16 protein-coding genes are annotated in these 16,242 nt (G+C 29.0%); 3 read left to right on the top strand and 13 right to left on the bottom strand.

The genetic code is table 11. The annotated features are described in order from the left end of the window. Nucleotides 1-21: 21 nt before the first annotated feature. Entirely contained in the window at nucleotides 22-1,023 is a 1,002-nt protein-coding gene (gene pta / locus ACZ5TJ_RS07035) for a phosphate acetyltransferase (RefSeq protein WP_039316098.1), read from the bottom strand. 206 nt (nucleotides 1,024-1,229) lie between these two features. On the opposite strand from pta, the gene ACZ5TJ_RS07030 reads away from it, so the two are divergent. Further along, the gene (locus tag ACZ5TJ_RS07030; protein WP_464202222.1) at nucleotides 1,230-2,444 is read left to right on the top strand and encodes a nucleotidyltransferase; all 1,215 of its coding nucleotides are present in this window, start codon (nucleotides 1,230-1,232) and stop codon (nucleotides 2,442-2,444) included. Nucleotides 2,445-2,482: 38 nt separating this feature from the next. Next, nucleotides 2,483-3,655, top strand: coding sequence for a sporulation integral membrane protein YlbJ (gene ylbJ, locus ACZ5TJ_RS07025; RefSeq protein ID WP_464202220.1), 1,173 nt, complete (start codon nucleotides 2,483-2,485; stop codon nucleotides 3,653-3,655). Here the strand turns inward: ylbJ and ACZ5TJ_RS07020 are convergent. The 6 genes from ACZ5TJ_RS07020 to ACZ5TJ_RS06995 form a co-directional block, all read right to left on the bottom strand. Next, nucleotides 3,638-4,177, bottom strand: coding sequence for a hypothetical protein (locus tag ACZ5TJ_RS07020; RefSeq protein WP_045725642.1), 540 nt, complete (start codon nucleotides 4,175-4,177; stop codon nucleotides 3,638-3,640). The two genes, ylbJ and ACZ5TJ_RS07020, sit on opposite strands and share 18 nt — an antisense overlap. A 19-nt stretch (nucleotides 4,178-4,196) precedes the next feature. Further along, complete coding sequence (gene coaD / locus ACZ5TJ_RS07015) at nucleotides 4,197-4,679, bottom strand: pantetheine-phosphate adenylyltransferase (RefSeq protein WP_039316106.1); 483 nt, start codon at nucleotides 4,677-4,679, stop codon at nucleotides 4,197-4,199. Then, complete coding sequence (gene rsmD, locus ACZ5TJ_RS07010) at nucleotides 4,679-5,239, bottom strand: 16S rRNA (guanine(966)-N(2))-methyltransferase RsmD (protein WP_039316108.1); 561 nt, start codon at nucleotides 5,237-5,239, stop codon at nucleotides 4,679-4,681. The genes coaD and rsmD overlap by 1 nt, the downstream gene beginning before the upstream one ends. Nucleotides 5,240-5,307: 68 nt before the next feature. Next, entirely contained in the window at nucleotides 5,308-7,338 is a 2,031-nt protein-coding gene (gene recG, locus ACZ5TJ_RS07005) for an ATP-dependent DNA helicase RecG (RefSeq protein ID WP_464202217.1), read from the bottom strand. Between the two features lie 73 nt (nucleotides 7,339-7,411). Continuing rightward, nucleotides 7,412-9,058 carry a DAK2 domain-containing protein gene (locus tag ACZ5TJ_RS07000; protein ID WP_464202216.1) on the bottom strand — a complete coding sequence of 549 codons (1,647 nt, stop codon included), beginning with the start codon at nucleotides 9,056-9,058 and terminating at the stop codon, nucleotides 7,412-7,414. 11 nt (nucleotides 9,059-9,069) lie between these two features. After that, nucleotides 9,070-9,420: an Asp23/Gls24 family envelope stress response protein gene (locus tag ACZ5TJ_RS06995; protein ID WP_045725638.1), complete on the bottom strand. Its 351-nt coding sequence runs from the start codon at nucleotides 9,418-9,420 to the stop codon at nucleotides 9,070-9,072. Between the two features lie 197 nt (nucleotides 9,421-9,617). On the opposite strand from ACZ5TJ_RS06995, the gene rpmB reads away from it, so the two are divergent. Next, on the top strand, nucleotides 9,618-9,809 hold the full coding sequence (gene rpmB, locus ACZ5TJ_RS06990; protein ID WP_039316116.1) for a 50S ribosomal protein L28: 192 nt from the start codon (nucleotides 9,618-9,620) through the stop codon (nucleotides 9,807-9,809). Between the two features lie 221 nt (nucleotides 9,810-10,030). Here rpmB and ACZ5TJ_RS06985 read toward each other — a convergent pair whose 3' ends face one another. From ACZ5TJ_RS06985 to rlmN, 6 genes are all read right to left on the bottom strand, one after another. Further along, the gene (locus ACZ5TJ_RS06985; RefSeq protein ID WP_464202213.1) at nucleotides 10,031-10,666 is read right to left on the bottom strand and encodes a thiamine diphosphokinase; all 636 of its coding nucleotides are present in this window, start codon (nucleotides 10,664-10,666) and stop codon (nucleotides 10,031-10,033) included. A 3-nt stretch (nucleotides 10,667-10,669) separates the two neighbouring features. Further along, on the bottom strand, nucleotides 10,670-11,320 hold the full coding sequence (gene rpe / locus ACZ5TJ_RS06980) for a ribulose-phosphate 3-epimerase (RefSeq protein ID WP_464202211.1): 651 nt from the start codon (nucleotides 11,318-11,320) through the stop codon (nucleotides 10,670-10,672). A gap of 1 nt (nucleotide 11,321) precedes the next feature. After that, on the bottom strand, nucleotides 11,322-12,185 hold the full coding sequence (rsgA, locus tag ACZ5TJ_RS06975) for a ribosome small subunit-dependent GTPase A (RefSeq protein WP_464202209.1): 864 nt from the start codon (nucleotides 12,183-12,185) through the stop codon (nucleotides 11,322-11,324). A 118-nt stretch (nucleotides 12,186-12,303) separates the two neighbouring features. Further along, nucleotides 12,304-14,472, bottom strand: a complete 2,169-nt coding sequence (gene pknB, locus ACZ5TJ_RS06970; RefSeq protein WP_464202208.1) for a Stk1 family PASTA domain-containing Ser/Thr kinase — start codon at nucleotides 14,470-14,472, stop codon at nucleotides 12,304-12,306. Next, on the bottom strand, nucleotides 14,469-15,188 hold the full coding sequence (locus ACZ5TJ_RS06965; RefSeq protein WP_464202206.1) for a Stp1/IreP family PP2C-type Ser/Thr phosphatase: 720 nt from the start codon (nucleotides 15,186-15,188) through the stop codon (nucleotides 14,469-14,471). Before ACZ5TJ_RS06965 ends, pknB begins: the two co-directional genes overlap by 4 nt. A gap of 15 nt (nucleotides 15,189-15,203) precedes the next feature. Next, entirely contained in the window at nucleotides 15,204-16,235 is a 1,032-nt protein-coding gene (gene rlmN, locus ACZ5TJ_RS06960; RefSeq protein WP_464202204.1) for a dual-specificity RNA methyltransferase RlmN, read from the bottom strand. Between the last annotated feature and the right edge of the window lie 7 nt (nucleotides 16,236-16,242).

Below are 16,242 nucleotides of genomic sequence, written 5' to 3'. Positions count from 1 at the left end.
ATTTTTTATTAACTTTTATAACTATTTTATAGTTTGAGCTTGAACTGCTGTTAAAGCAACAACATTTACGATATCTTCTGAGCTACATCCTCTTGATAAGTCGTTTATTGGTTTAGCAAAACCTTGACAAACTGGTCCGATTGCTTCTGCATTAGCAAATCTTTGAACTAATTTATATCCAATGTTACCTGCTTGTAAGTCTGGGAATACTAATACGTTAGCATTTCCTGCAACTTTACTGTTTGGAGCTTTTTGATCTGCAACTTTTTTAACTATAGCAGCATCTAATTGTAATTCTCCATCGATTTGTAAGTCAGGTCTTAATTCTTTAGCTCTTTCAGTAGCTGTTCTTACTTTATCAACTAATTCGTGATCTGCACTTCCCATAGTTGAGAATGAAAGCATTGCTACCTTTGGATCCATTTTGCAAAGATTTTTAGCAGTTTCAGCTGTAGCTATTGCTATTGCAGCTAATTGTTCTGCATTTGGATTTGGGTTAACTGCGCAGTCTGAGAATAAAAGCATTCCTTCTTCTCCATATTTTGATCCTGGTACAAGCATTATAAAGAAACTTGATACTACTGACACACCTGGTGCAGTCTTTATTATTTGAAGACCTGGTCTTAAAAGATCTCCTGTTGTATGAACTGCTCCTGAAACCATTCCATCAGCATCATCTAATTTTACCATCATAGTACCAAAATAAAGAGGGTCTCTAACTATTCTTTCAGCCTTCTCCATTGTCATACCTTTATTTTTTCTAAGCTCATAAAAAGCTTCTATGTATTTATCTAAGTTAGTTGAAGTCTCTGGATCTATTATCTCTACTCCCTTAAGTTCAACACCTTGTTCCTTAGCAGATTTTAAAATCTCCTCTTCATTACCAATTAATATTGGCATAGCTATTCCTTCTTCAGCTATTTTTTGAGCTGCAACAACTGTTCTTGATTCGCTTCCTTCAGGAAGTACTATCTTCTTTTTATCAGCTTTAGCAGCCTCCCATATTTTGTTCATAAGTTCCATGTTCATTTCTCCTTTCAAAGATCCGTGTGTATCTCCATATACTACTATACTCCTAAATTGCAGTTATTTTCAACATCTAAAATTGAATTCGTTAGATTTGAAATAATATGAATTTTCAAAATATTTAACTTCTTCCCTTTAAAAGTGCCATTTCTTAAAATTTTATGTTATACTTTAATGACAATATTACTATAGGAGGATTTTCCATGAACTTAACTGGTATTATTACAGAATACAATCCATTTCACTTAGGACATGAATTTCATCTTAAAAATGCCAAGAAAGATACTAACTGCGATGGAATAGTTTGTGTTATGAGTGGTAACTTTATGCAAAGAGGAAACCCTGCTATTATGGATAAATGGACTCGTGCTAAAATTGCAGTCTTAAATGGTGTAGATTTAGTATTAGAGCTTCCACTTATATATTCATTATCTTCTGCTGAAGACTTTGCATATGGTGGTGTAAAAATATTAAATTCTTTAAATTGTATAAATAATATTTATTTTGGAAGCGAAAGTGGAGATATATCTACTTTAAAAGAAATTGCACACACATTATATTATGAGCCAGACGAATATAAAAAATTCTTAAAAGCAAATTTAGATTTAGGTTTACCATTTCATAAAGCTAGAGTTAATGCTTTAAATAATGTTATGAAAAATTTAGATGTTGAAAATATATTATCAAATTCAAATAATATCTTAGCTATTGAATATATAAAGGCTTTAATTAAACTTAATAGTAGTATTATTCCTTTTACACTTAAAAGAGAAGGAAGTAATTATAACGATACAGATTTAAGTACAACTTTTTCTTCTGCAACTTCAATTAGGGAAACACTTAAATCTAAAAATAACCTTGAAGAAATTAAAGATTCAATTACACTTTCTACATATAAAGAATTTAATAAACTTTATAACGAAAAATATGATTTTGTTTTTGAAGAAGATTTATTTCCTTATTTAAAATATAAGATTATTACAAAAGGAAACTATTTAAATAAAATAGATGATATTAATGAAGGATTAGATAATAAAATTCTTAAAGAAATCTTATCTTCTAATTCACTAGATGATTTAATTTTAAAATCTAAAAGCAAAAGATATACTTATACTAAAATATCTAGAATACTTTCTAAATTTTTTATAGGTCTTGAAGATTATGATACTAAAGCTTTAAAAGCAAACGATATAAACTATATTAGACCTCTTGCTTTTAACGAAAAAGGGGCTTCTATTTTAAAGCATATAAAGAAGAATGCTAATATAAATATAATAACTAAAGTTCCAAGACATATAGAGGATGATATGCTTAAATTAGATCTTCTATCAACTAAAGCATATTCAATTTTAAATACCTCAATTAATCCTTTAGAAGATTATTTAAAAAGTCCTATGATGATAAAAGAATTTAAATAGATTTAGCGCATATAAATACTATTGATGGGAGTGATTTCATGAATAGTATTTTTGTTTTATCTATATTAATCGTTGTTTTTCTTTTAGTATTACTTAAGCTTTTAAATGTAAAAAAACACATTATATTTTGTTTCTTTATTACTTTTTTAATAGTTCTTTTTGTTGCAAATATTGAAACTTCAATCAATGCAGCAATGGAAGGTTGTAAGCTTTGTTTTAGAGCCGTAATTCCTACAGTTTTTTCTTTTTCTCTAATTTGTAATTTGCTTATTTCTTATAATGGTATAGATCTTTATTCAAAAATTTTAGGTCCCCTTTTATGTAAACCGTTAAGACTTTCTAAAGCTTGCTCTTTCCCACTAGTTGCAAGTATGTTATCTGGTTATCCACTTGGCGCAAAATATTCGTCGGATTTATATGAACTTGGACATATTAATAAATCAGAATATGAGAGACTTTTGAACATAGCTTCTAACGCTGGCCCTATCTTTGTAATTGGCTCCGTAGGTTCGGCTCTACTTGGTTCACCAAAGTATGGTTACTTTTTATTAATTAGTAGTTATTTATCATTATTTTTTATAGGATTAATTACAATAAAAAAGGCCCCTTCTTGTAGAATAGATGAGAAGGAGTCTTCTAAGTTTCAAGATATTACGTTTGGATCTGCTTTAGATAACGCAATAAAAAATGCAATAAATACTACCCTTTCTGTATGCGGATATATAATTGCATTTTCAGTAATAATATCAATTATTAAAAATAATAATTTTGTTTCTAATTCAATTAATAGTCTTGAAAGTATTCTAAATCTACCTAAAAACGTATTATACGGAACTTTTTTAGGTAGTATTGAAATGACAAATGGATGCAGTATAATAGCAAACAGTTCACTTTCAATTCACTTAAAACTTGCAATTGTAAGTTTTATTTGTTCATTTTCAGGAATGTCTGCAATTGCACAAGCATCCTCATTTTTCAGTAAGCATAATGTATCGATTGCAAAATACATGCTTTTAAAGCTTGTCCAAGGTGCATTTAGTTTTGTAGTTAGTTATTTCCTATCTACAATCATATTTAAAACTTCAGAAGCTTCAAATATAGTTTACACACCAACAAGCTACAATATATTATTATATCTTTTACCTATACTATTATTTTTATTAATATCATTAATAATATGTATAAGCAAAACTTTAATTCATAGTTCTTAATTCTTTAATATTTTCTTTAACAATGGAGCAAGCCTTTGTAAGATTTTGATCGATTTCTTTTGCAGTATCCTCAAAGCTTATTTGAAGTGCTTTTATAAGCTCCATTTTCTTTTTCTCTAATTCTTTATCAAGGTCTGAAAGTATTTCATCTGCATAATCTCTAGAACCAACTCTAATATTTTTAGCATCTCTTTTAGCTGCTGCTATAATTTCTTGCCCTCTTATTTTAGCTTCTTTTACAATGTCATGATTTTCTATATTTTGTCTCATAAGATGCATAGTTTCTTCTTTAACTGAATCATATTCCTTTTTAGCTTCTGATAATATTCTATCCCTTTCATTCATTACCCATTGCGCCTTTTTAAATTGGTCAGGTAAATAATTAATTATTTGATCTATGATTTCTGTAAATTCTTTTCTATCTATCATAGTCTTACCACTCATAGGCACTTTAGGAGAGTTATCTACAACATCTTGTAAATATTCTAAAAGTTCAATAACATTAACCTCTTGTTTATCCATTGACAATCCCCCTTTTTTGCTAATCCCTGTTTATCTTTTTTTCTATATCATTAATTATTTCATTAGGTACTAATCCATTAATGTTTCCGCCAAATTTAGCGATTTGTTTTACTGATGATGAACTTATATATGAATTTTCTGCTGCTGTCATCATAAATAATGTTTCAACATTTGAATCTAATTTATTATTAATAAGTGCCATTTGCATTTCATATTCAAAATCTAAAACGCCTCTTAGACCTTTTAATATAACATCAGCTTCCTTTTCTCTAAGTAAATCAATAAGTAATCCATTAAAACTTACAACTTCAACATTTTTAATATCTTTAGTTACTCGTTTTATAAGCTCTACTCTCTCTTCTATTTCAAATAGTCCTTTTTTATCAACATTAATTAATACGGCAATTATAAGTCTATCAAAAATTTTTGCTCCTCTTTTTATGACGTCTAAATGACCATTTGTAATAGGATCAAAGCTTCCAGGATAAATTGCAGTTTTCATTACTCTTCTCCCTTTATTTTATAGAAACAAACTGTAGTATTTCCATACTTTTTACTTCTAGTTAGTTCTATATCCTCATATCCTTCATATATTTCTTCTATTGTATCTATTTTTGTAACTATTATTCCATCTTCTAATAATAGATCATTTTCTTTTATTATTTGCATTGCTTTTGGTATCATTTCTTTGCAATATGGTGGGTCTATAAATATAACGTCAAACTTTTTACCTTTTCTAGCAAGCATTTTTAGACCTTCATAAGCATCTATGTTAAGTGGGTGACAAAAATCTTCAAATTTAAGATTTTTTACGTTTTCTTTTAATAGAGGATAAGTTGTATTACTTTTATCAAATAGATAACACTCTTTAGCTCCTCTACTTGCAGCTTCTAACCCTAAGCTTCCTGTTCCTGCAAATACATCAACTACAGTTGCATCTGGTATATAGCCTTGAATCATGCTAAACATCGCTTCTTTTACCCTATCTAATGTCGGTCTTGTTTCATATGTTGCTGGTGGGATTAATTTACGGCCCCTTGCTTTTCCCGCTATAATTCTCACTTTTTTATCCTCCTTAGTGTTATATAATTATCATTTTATCATAATCAACTTTTTTATACAATTTATTCTTAATTAAAACAAATATATTTACTACTTTTTTCTAAATTTTTCTCAATTTCACGAACTATAAGCTTACTATCATTATTTTCACTTTCTAATATTTTATTTGCTTCTTCTCTTGCTCTAATTAATATATTCATGTCATCATAAAGGTGAGCTAATAATAAACCTTCATCTCCACTTTGTCTTATACCAAACATCTCACCAGAGCCTCTAAGTTTTAAATCTTGTTCTGATATATAAAATCCATCTGTTGACTCTGTTAATATTTCCATTCTCTTTTTTGTATTATCACTTTTAGCTTTTGCTATTAATATACAGAAAGATTCATATTCTCCTCTTCCAACTCTTCCTCTTAATTGATGAAGCTGCGCTAAGCCAAATCTCTCTGCATTTTCAATAATCATTGTAGATGCATTTGGAACATTAACCCCAACTTCTATAACAGTTGTTGATATTAAAACTTTAGTTTCGCCTTCTTTAAATCTATTTATTATTTCATCTTTTTCTATACCTTTCATTTTTCCATGAAGATACTCCACTTTAATATTTCTAAATATTCCATTATTTAATTTATCATAGACGCTTTCTACTGAATTTAAATCTCCCTTTTCATCCTCTTCAATAAGTGGGCAAACTATATAAACCTGTCTTCCTTTATTAATTTCATTTAATGCAAGTTTATATGCTTTATCTCTTTTGCTATCTTCAAAAAATCTTGTATCTATTTTCTTTCTACCTGGTGGTAATTCATCAATTGCAGATACATCTAAATCCGAATATACATATAAGGCAAGTGTTCTTGGAATAGGAGTAGCTGTCATAACCATTACATCGGCTCTTTTTCCTTTGTTTATTAGTTTACTTCTTTGCCCAACTCCAAACCTATGCTGTTCATCTGTTATAACAAGACCTAAATTATTAAAGTTAACATCATCTTCTAAAAGTGCATGCGTACCTATAACAACTAATGGTTCTTTTTCTTTTATTCTTTCTTTTATTCTTAGCTTTTCTTTTTTAGTTGTACTTCCAGTTAAAAGTTCAATTTCTATATTAAAGTTTTTAAATATATTCTTTGCTTCTTTAAAATGTTGATTTGCTAATATTTCAGTTGGAGCCATAAAAACTGATTTATATCCATTTTTATAAGCATTAAAAATTGCAATTAAAGCTACTATAGTTTTACCTGAACCAACATCCCCTTGAACTAATCTATTCATTGGATATTTAGATTTTTGATCTTTTAATATAGCTCTTACAACCTTTGCCTGAGCGTTAGTTAAACTAAACGGAAGGGATTCTCTTAAATCATTTAATTCTTCACTCCAATTAAATCCAATACCATTTTTTATTCTTGCTTTCTTTTTTAATAAAAGTAACTTCATTGAATATGTAAATAATTCCTGGAATTTTAATCTATTAATTGCTCCCTTTAAATTATCTTTTTCTTTTGGAAAATGAATTTCTCTAATGGCCTTATCTAATGATACTAATTTATATTTATCAATTATTTCTTTAGGTAAGTTTTCAGTAACCTTTATGTTATCTAAAACTTCTCCAATTATTTTAGCTAGAAAGTTGTTTGTAAGTTCTCCTTTTAAGGGATATTTAGGTATTATTTCGCTTTTTAAAGATTCATTAGAACTAACTACCGGATTCGTTATTTCAAGACTATTTCCTACTCTTTTATACTTTCCTAAAAGATTATAACTTTCATCTTTTCTAAATTTAGTTTTTATATATGGCATATTAAACCACTTACTAGAAACTTTAGTTCCGCAATAATCAAATTCTATAGTCGTTAGTATTTTACCGGTTCTTGTTTTAAAGTCACCTTTAAACCTTACCATTTTACAAGTTAATATCTGTTTTTCATCTTCAGAAATCTCGTTTATGTTTTTATTTCCATTTATAAATTCATAATCCCTTGGAAAATATAAAAGGAGATCTAATATACTAAATATACCGACTTTATTTAATCTTTCAGTAGCCTTTGGGCCAACCCCTTTAATACCACTTACTTCAGTATATATATTCAAATTAATTTCTCTCCCTTCTTAAAAATAAAAAGCACCTATTGGTGCTTTTTTATTCTATCCATTTTACTTTTAATTATTCTACTGACATTAAGAAGTAGTATAAAGGTTGATCTCCTTTATATAATTGGATATCACAATCTTCATATTTTTCTTCTAATTTTTCAACAAATGAATTTGCTTCTTCTTCTTTAATGTCTTCACCATAAAATACTGTTATAAGTTCACTATCATCATCTATCATGTTTGCAAGCACTTGTTCTGCAACTTCAAACTTATCTTTACCAACTTCTTTTATCTTACCTTCTACAAGGCCTAGCATATCGCCTTCTTCAATGTTAATACCATCAATTTCTGTATCTCTTACAGCGTAAGTTACAGAACCTGTCTTAACAGCTTCCATTAATTCTTTTAATTCTTCTTCATTTTCAGATACATCAGCATCACGGTTAAACATTGATACACAAGTTATACCTTGTGGTATAGTTGTTGTTGGTATTACTATTATATTTTTATCTGAAATATCTTTAGCTTGATTAGCCGCCATAATAATGTTTTTGTTATTTGGAAGTATAAAGATATTTTCAGCATTAAGTTTATCAACACACTCTAATATATCTTGTGTTGATGGATTCATAGTTTGACCACCTTCAATTACATAATCAACACCTAGATCCTTAAAGATATTTGTTATACCTTTTCCCATAGCAACTGTTATAAATCCATATTTTTTAGCTTCTTCTATTTCTACTGCTTCTTCTATCTTTTCTTTATCTTCTCTAATTTCATTTGCTAGAAGTTCTCTATGTTCTTCTCTCATGTTATCAATCTTAATTTTAGAAAGTTCTCCAAGCTTAACAGCTTTTGCTAAAACTGTTCCTGGATCGTTTGTATGAATATGAACTTTAATTACATCATCATATCCAACAACTATCATAGAATCTCCTAAAGGTTCAATTTCATTTTGGAATTCAGTTGCCTTTTTAGCATCACCAAGTATTATAAATTCAGTACAATATCCGAATTTAATATCAGCATCAGTAGTTGACTTAGCTCCAGTTGCACCTGTGCCACCTTCACCAATCTTTATATCTTTAACTTCTGCAACTATTCCATCTTTTAATGCTTCAAGCATTCCTTGAAGTATTATATAAAGGCCCATTCCACCTGAATCTACAACTTTTGCTTTCTTTAATGCAGGTAACATTTCTGGTGTTTTATCAAGCATTACTTTAGCTGCAACTGTAACATCTTCCATAAGTGTTGTTACATCTTTAGCATGTGATTTTTCACCTTCTTCTGCAGTTGCTCTAATTACTGAAAGTATAGTACCTTCTGTTGGTCTCATAACAGCTTTATAAGCTGAGTTTGAACCTTCTTTTAATGCAAATGCAAATTCTTTAGCTGAAACCTCGTCATGTCCTTCAAGACCTTTTGAGATACCTCTAAGTATTTGTGAAAGTATAACTCCTGAGTTACCTCTTGCGCCCATTAAAGCCCCTTTAGCAAGCTTTTTAGAAACTTCTCCTATAGAATCTGATCCTATGTTTTCTATTTCTTTAACGGCTGCCTTAAAAGTCATTGACATATTTGTTCCTGTATCTCCATCTGGTACTGGGAAGACATTAAGTGCATTAACAAAATCGCTATTTTCAGCTAATTTGTTACTTGCGTTTACTACCATGTTGTAAAAATCACGGCCGTTTATATTTTTAAATTCCATCGGTTTACCTCCTAAACTCTTACCGCTTGAACATTTACTGAAATTGATGATACTTTTAATCCAGTAAAGTTTTCTACATTATAACGTACTTTTTGAATTATATTACTTGCTATAACTGATATTTTTGTTCCATATTCAACCATAACAAATAATTCTATTACTAATTTGTCGTCATCATCTACGGAGATTTTAACTCCTTTATTAAAGTGTTCTATTCCTATTAACTCCCAAAGACCTTCTGTAGCATTCTTTGAAACCATACCTACTACTCCATAGCATTCCATTGTTGATAATCCAACAATTTTAGCTAAAACCTCTTCTGAGTAATGAATTTTTCCATTTTCTCTTGAAAATCCTACCATTACTATTCCTCCTCATACATATCATAAGTCTATTTTATATTAGAAAACTGTAATATTCAAGATTTATATGCTAATATAAGAAAATATTATAAAATTTTTTTAAATTTCTACTTGCAAAAATGCTTATTATTATGTTACAATGAATTCTGTCCTATTGAAGAGAAATATATCTTCACTTAACAAGGAGGTGTTTTCAAATGGCAAGAAGATGCGAAATTTGTAACAAAGGCGTTGTTGCAGGTGTTCAATATAGCCATTCACATCGTCAATCAAAGAGAACTTGGGCTCCTAACATAAAGAAAGTAAAGGCTTTAGTTAACGGAACTCCTAAGAAAGTTCACGTTTGTACAAGATGTCTAAGATCTGGTAAGGTTGAAAGAGCAATATAGTTCAAATAAAAAAAATGCATTGCAATAGCACTGCATTTTTTTTATGTTCTAAATTCCTATGTATCCTACTTTTTTCTTCTAAAAAATTTAATTATATTAGATATACATTTAGGTAATTTAATAGCTACTATTTTCATATGCCCTCCTAAGAATAATTGCTAAAAAGAAAAAGTTTCTTTTATTACAGTATATGCAACAAAAGAAACTTTTTTCCTAATTTATCAATCTTTCGTATATAAAATCAAAATAATTCCAGAGTCAAATTCTATATAAATATCATCATCTAAAAATTCATTACATATAGCCCTTGGCTCTAAAAGTGTCATATCATAATTATTCAAAGGATATTTGCCATTTTTTATAGTAAGATTTTTAACTACATCACTTAATGCATGAAATGAAATAACACGTCCTTCTTCTTTTTTTACTAATGAACTTTTATTAACTGCATACATCTTATTATTATCATCTACTATAGTAACTTTAATATTTTCTCTTAATCCTTTTAAAATTATACCTATATTACCAAGCATATGATCAATTCTACTTCCTGTAGCACCAAAAAGAATAATTTCTGACGGATTAACTTCTAAAGCTTTTGTATATCCAAGGTCCGTATCTGTATAGTCTTTTTCAGCATTAAATTTCTCTATTTTTACACCTTTATCTTTATAGTAATTTAAAACCTTTTTATCTATAGAATCAAAGTCTCCTAATATAATATTTGGAGTAACTTCAATTTCCCTAAGTATATTACATCCTTTATCTACGCCAACTATATAATCATCATCTTTAATATATTCTTTTAAAAGTTCCTTAGAAGGAGCTTTTCCACCACTTACTATTATACTTCTCATAATTTAAGCATTCCCTTTTAACTCACTAATATTTTTTATTACTTCTCCATTTTTATATACAGCAGAACCTGCAACTGCAACATCCACGCCAGCTTCTCTTACAGCTTTAATATTGTTAAGACCGATTCCTCCATCTATTTCTATTATTAGATCCTTATTGTATTTTTTTCTCATTTCATCTACTTCTTTAACTTTTTCTAATGAATATTCTATGAAGCTTTGTCCTCCAAAACCTGGATTAACACTCATAATTAATACCATATCTAAATCTTTTATTAGATCTTTTATCATTATTGTAGGTGTTCCTGGATTTAAAACTACTCCTGCCTTAACCCCTTTTGATTTAATATATTGTATTGCTCTATCTATGTGCTTTTCAGCTTCATAATGTATTGTTATTATGTCTGCTCCTGCATCTACAAAATCATCTATGTATCTTGATGGTGATTCAACCATTAAATGAACATCAAACACTTTATCTGTTCTATTTCTAAGAGCTTTAACTATAGGCGCTCCAAGTGTTATATTTGGAACAAATGCTCCATCCATTACATCTATATGTATGTAATCTGCTCCCCCCTTATCTAAAAGTTCAATTTCTTCTCCAAGTCTTGAAAAGTCTGCTGATAAAATTGATGGTGCTATTTTTATCATATTAATATTTCCTCCCCTTTATTATCTCTTCTAATGTTCTTATATAAAAATCATATCTATATCTATTTATTTTACCCTCTTCTACTGCTTCTTTTACAGCGCATCCTGGTTCTTTATGATGAATACATCCTCTATATTTACATGCATCATTAAATTCTTCAAAATCAGGGAAACAATATTTTAAGTTTTCTTTTTCTATAAAAGTAACGTCAAGAGTTGAGAAACCTGGTGTATCTACTATAAAACCATCTGAAACTTCTATAAGCTCACTATGTCTTGTAGTGTGTCTACCTCTTCCTATCTTTTCACTTACTTCACCCGTTTCCATATGTTCCTTTTTAGTTAAAGTATTAATAAGTGTTGATTTACCTGCACCAGATGGTCCACATAAAACTGTTACATTTCCATGAAGTCTATTTTTAAGTTCAGAAACTCCTATACCTTCTTTAGCATTTATAAATAAAACTTCATATCCTATTGAATTAATTTTTTCTTTTAATTCATTTTTTTCTTCTTCGGTTACTAAATCAACTTTATTTAAAGCAACAACAGCTTTTATATTATTGCTTTCACATAAAACTAAAAATCTATTTAATAAATCAAAGTTTAAATCTGGATTTTTAATTGCAAATACAACAAATGCTTGAGTTACATTTGAAACTGTAGGTCTTCTAAGTTCAGAAATTCTATCTTCTATTTTTTCAATAGTTCCTTTTCCATTTTCTACTTTAATTTCAACATTATCTCCTACTATAGGCTTAAGTGACTTATGTCTAAACTTACCTCTAGCTTTACATTCTATTATACCTTCATCTGTTTTTATGTAATAGAATCCACCTATACCTTTTATTATCTTTCCTTTCATAATCCCTCCAAAAATCTTTCTTTATTATTAATATAACCACTTTTTTTATATATTTGCAAGCCTTTGAAAATATATGGAAATATCAACAAAATAAAAAAGAGACCTATTGGCCTCTTTTTTATTTATTTTTTTTAGCTTGAGTTTTTTCGCCTTTTTCAGGATTTTTTTGTGCGGCAGTCTCTTCCTTTTTAGTTGTTATAGTTACAGTGGAGCCTTTTGATGCGCTATCTGGAGTCCAACTTACTACCATACCATCTTCTGGTCCATTAATATTAACATCAAATCCACTTGATTCTAATATTTGCTTAGCTTGAGCTCCAGTCATCCCTTTTGATATTTTACTACCAATGTTAATACTATCAGCTTTTGTTGTAATTGTAACTTGTGTTCCTTTTGTTGCACTATCTGGAGTCCAACTTACTACCATATCACTGCCATTTCCATCAATTGATACATTAGTAATCCCTTTAGCAGCTAAAGCAGCAACTGCTTGAGTGCCAGTCATATTAGTATTTATAATGCTACCAATACTTATTTTTTCTTCTTTATAGTTTCCTACTTTAAGTGTTATAGTATCTCCTAAGTTAGCTGATGTATTAGCATCTACGCTTTGACCTACAACTTTGCCGTTCTTTGACTCATCTGTTGTAGCTTGAGTTTCAACACTTACTTTAAATCCAAGTGAAATAAGTTTATCTTTAGCTTCATTTTCTGACATACCAATTACTGATGGAACTTTAACTGTTTCAACCTTTTTACCTTTACTTACAAGTAAAGTAATCTTAGTATTTTTATCAATTTCAGAACCACTATTTGGATCTTGTGACATTACACTACCTTCTGGTATTTCATCACTATATTCATATCTTACTTTTATATTTTTAAGTCCAAGACTTTCAAGTTTACTCTTTGCATCTGAAAGTTCATCTTCAACTAAATCAACCATAAATATTTTATCTCCGCCACTTACTGTAACTTCAATTGTACTTCCTTTTTTAACTGAAGATCCAGCTGTAGGATTAGATTCAACTATAGTTCCAGTTTTAGCTTCATTTTTAACTTCTTTAACTTTTACTACTTTTAAATCTACTGCACTTGCTGCTTTTTCTGCTTCATCCATAGTCATTCCTATTAAGTTTGGCACTTCTACATTTTTAGAACCACCTCCACCAAACATAAAGAACGCACCCACACCTAAAAGTATTATAATAATTGCGGCACCTATTCCTATAAATAAGCCTTTACCTTTTTTGTTCTTTTTATTACTTTTTCTATAATCGTAATCATCATCTTCATCATAATAATCGTCATCGTCATCATCATAATAATCATCGTCATCATAATATTCGTCTTCTAGATTATTATTTTCTTTTGGATTAGTTACAATTGGCTCTTTAACAGCATTCATAATAATAGTGTGCTCTGCTGTTTGTTGATTTTGTAAATCTTCCTCTCCAATTAAAGCATCTGGATTAGCTTTTATTTTTTGAAGATCTAATATAAGATCTCTAACATTTTGGTATCTATTATCTGCATCTTTTTCCATACATTTTAATATTACCTTATTTAAGCTTCCAGGTACTTTACTATTTAATTCTTTAGGTGGAACAACTTGCTCCTGAAGATGTTTTAATGCTATAGTAACCGGAGAATCTGCTTCAAATGGAAGTTTACCAGTTACCATTTCATACATAACTATTCCTAATGAATATATATCTGTTCTTTCATCAATGAAAGCTCCTTTAGCTTGTTCTGGTGAAAAATAATGAGCTGATCCTAATATAGTACTAGTATTTGTTAATGTTGCTGAATCAGAAGATTTTGCGATTCCAAAATCAGTTACTTTAACTAACCCTTCTTCAGTTACTAATATGTTTTGAGGTTTTATATCTCTATGGATAATGCTATTTTTATGTGCACATTCTAATGCCTTAGCTACTTGAATAGCAATTGTAATTGCAGTTTCATAGTTTAAACTTCCAAATTGACTTATAGCTTCTTTTAAAGTTTTACCATTAACTAATTCCATTACAATGTAATTTCTTGTTCCCTCTGATCCAACATCTAATACATTTACTATGTTAGTATCAGATAATTTAGCTATAGCTGTAGCTTCTTTTTTAAACTTTTTTACTATTTCTTCATTATCAGCATATTCATCTTTTAAAATTTTAACTGCTACAAATCTATTAAGCTTATTACATCTAGCTTTATAGACAACAGCCATGCCACCTTCTCCAATTTTTTCAAGAAGTTCATATCTATCGCCTAATATTTCCCCATTCATACAATCTCTCCTCCAAACAACATTACTGTAATATTATCTCTACCTCCATTTTTGTTAGCCTCATTAATAAGCATTTCACAGGCAGATTCATTGTTTTTTTCTCTTTTTAATATATTGTTTATCTCTTCAAGTGTTACTTCATTTGTAAGTCCATCTGAACATATAAGGTATCTTTCAAAATCACTTATATCAAATGTAAATATATCTACATCTACATCCTCACTAGTACCAACAGCTCTTGTAATTATATTTTTATTTGGATGATTTTTAGCTTCTTCTTCTGAAATACTACCTGCATCTAGAAGTTGTTGCACTAAAGAATGATCTTTAGTTAGCTTATAGATTTTTTCGTTTTTTATTCCAAAACAAGAACTATCTCCAACATTTGCAATAATAATTTTACCTTTATAACAAAGACAAGCTGTTATAGTTGTTCCCATTCCTCTAAGATCTAAATTGCTTATTGAATAATTATATATTTTAAGATTAACATTTTCAATAGCATTTTTTAATGTGTCTTCACCTTCGTCTTCTATATTCCTGTTTACATAATTAGTAACAGTTTCAACAGCCATTTTACTTGCAACTTCTCCTGCATTATGACCACCCATGCCATCTGCAACAATATATAAACTATAAGAGTCATTCTTAAAATATCCTAAATTGTCCTCATTAAATTTTCTTCTTACTCCTACATCACTTTTATATCCTACCATACACATACACTCCCCCTAAACTTGGGACTTAATATAACTTCTTCTAAGTTGGCCGCATGCTGCATTAATATCACTACCCATTTCTCTTCTAACAGTAGCCTCAATTCCTTTGCTTTTTAATATTTCAGCAAATTCCTCTATTCTTTTGTTAGAAGATCTTTTAAATGAATTTTCTTTTATTTCATTTACAGGTATTAAGTTAACATGACATAACATGCCTTTTAATAATTGTCCTAAAGCTTTAGCATCTTCATTTCCATCATTGACATCTTTAACTAATGCATATTCAAAAGTAACTCTTCTATTTGTTTTCTTAATATAATAATCACAAGCATCAAGAATTTCTTTTATTGAATATTTATTAGCTATTGGCATTATTTCTTTTCTCTTTTCATCACTAAATGCATGTAATGAAATAGCAAGAGTTATTGTTAGTCCTTCATCTGCTAATTCATATATTTTTGGAACTAAACCACATGTAGATATAGTTATATGTCTTTGACCTATATTTAGTCCATATTCTGCATTTACTTCTTTTAAGAATTTAACAACATTATCATAGTTATCAAGTGGTTCTCCACTTCCCATTAATACAATATTTGAAATTCTTTCTCCTAGAGTTTTTTGAGCTATCATAATTTCTGAAAGTATTTCCCCAGAAGTTAAATTTCTAACTCTTCCATCTATTGTTGATGCACAGAATTTACATCCCATTCTGCATCCTACTTGTGTTGAAATACATATAGTATTTCCATGTTTATATTTCATAATAACACATTCGATTAAATTTCCGTCTTCTAGAGCTAAAAGTAGTTTTCTTGTATCATCATCCTTTGATCTAAATTCTTCAACTATTTCTGGAATAACTATTTTAAAGTTTTCTTTAAGTTTTTCTTTTAATGATTTTGGAAGGTTTCTCATATCATCAAAATTCCAAACTTCTTTATAAATCCAAGAATATACTTGCTTTGCTCTAAAAGCACTTTCTCCATTTTCCTTTAGCCAAGAACTAAACTCATCTAAAGTAAAATCTAATAAATTCTTCATATATTTT

The organism is Clostridium budayi, from assembly GCF_055396605.1.
The sequence above is the reverse complement of the archived record's forward strand: the minus strand, read 5'-3'. Positions and strand labels throughout refer to the sequence as shown.

Bases quoted from the DNA above. Each gene is read 5' to 3' on its own strand.
- pta (WP_039316098.1), bottom strand. From the start codon at position 1,023: ATGGAACTTATGAACAAAATATGGGAGGCTGCTAAAGCTGATAAAAAG.
- ACZ5TJ_RS07030 (WP_464202222.1), top strand. From the start codon at position 1,230: ATGAACTTAACTGGTATTATTACAGAATACAATCCATTTCACTTAGGA.
- ylbJ (WP_464202220.1), top strand. From the start codon at position 2,483: ATGAATAGTATTTTTGTTTTATCTATATTAATCGTTGTTTTTCTTTTA.
- ACZ5TJ_RS07020 (WP_045725642.1), bottom strand. From the start codon at position 4,177: ATGGATAAACAAGAGGTTAATGTTATTGAACTTTTAGAATATTTACAA.
- coaD (WP_039316106.1), bottom strand. From the start codon at position 4,679: ATGAAAACTGCAATTTATCCTGGAAGCTTTGATCCTATTACAAATGGT.
- ACZ5TJ_RS07000 (WP_464202216.1), bottom strand. From the start codon at position 9,058: ATGGAATTTAAAAATATAAACGGCCGTGATTTTTACAACATGGTAGTA.
- ACZ5TJ_RS06995 (WP_045725638.1), bottom strand. From the start codon at position 9,420: ATGGTAGGATTTTCAAGAGAAAATGGAAAAATTCATTACTCAGAAGAG.
- rpmB (WP_039316116.1), top strand. From the start codon at position 9,618: ATGGCAAGAAGATGCGAAATTTGTAACAAAGGCGTTGTTGCAGGTGTT.
- ACZ5TJ_RS06985 (WP_464202213.1), bottom strand. From the start codon at position 10,666: ATGAGAAGTATAATAGTAAGTGGTGGAAAAGCTCCTTCTAAGGAACTT.
- rpe (WP_464202211.1), bottom strand. From the start codon at position 11,320: ATGATAAAAATAGCACCATCAATTTTATCAGCAGACTTTTCAAGACTT.
- rsgA (WP_464202209.1), bottom strand. From the start codon at position 12,185: ATGAAAGGAAAGATAATAAAAGGTATAGGTGGATTCTATTACATAAAA.
- pknB (WP_464202208.1), bottom strand. From the start codon at position 14,472: ATGAATGGGGAAATATTAGGCGATAGATATGAACTTCTTGAAAAAATT.
- ACZ5TJ_RS06965 (WP_464202206.1), bottom strand. From the start codon at position 15,188: ATGGTAGGATATAAAAGTGATGTAGGAGTAAGAAGAAAATTTAATGAG.
- rlmN (WP_464202204.1), bottom strand. From the start codon at position 16,235: ATGAAGAATTTATTAGATTTTACTTTAGATGAGTTTAGTTCTTGGCTA.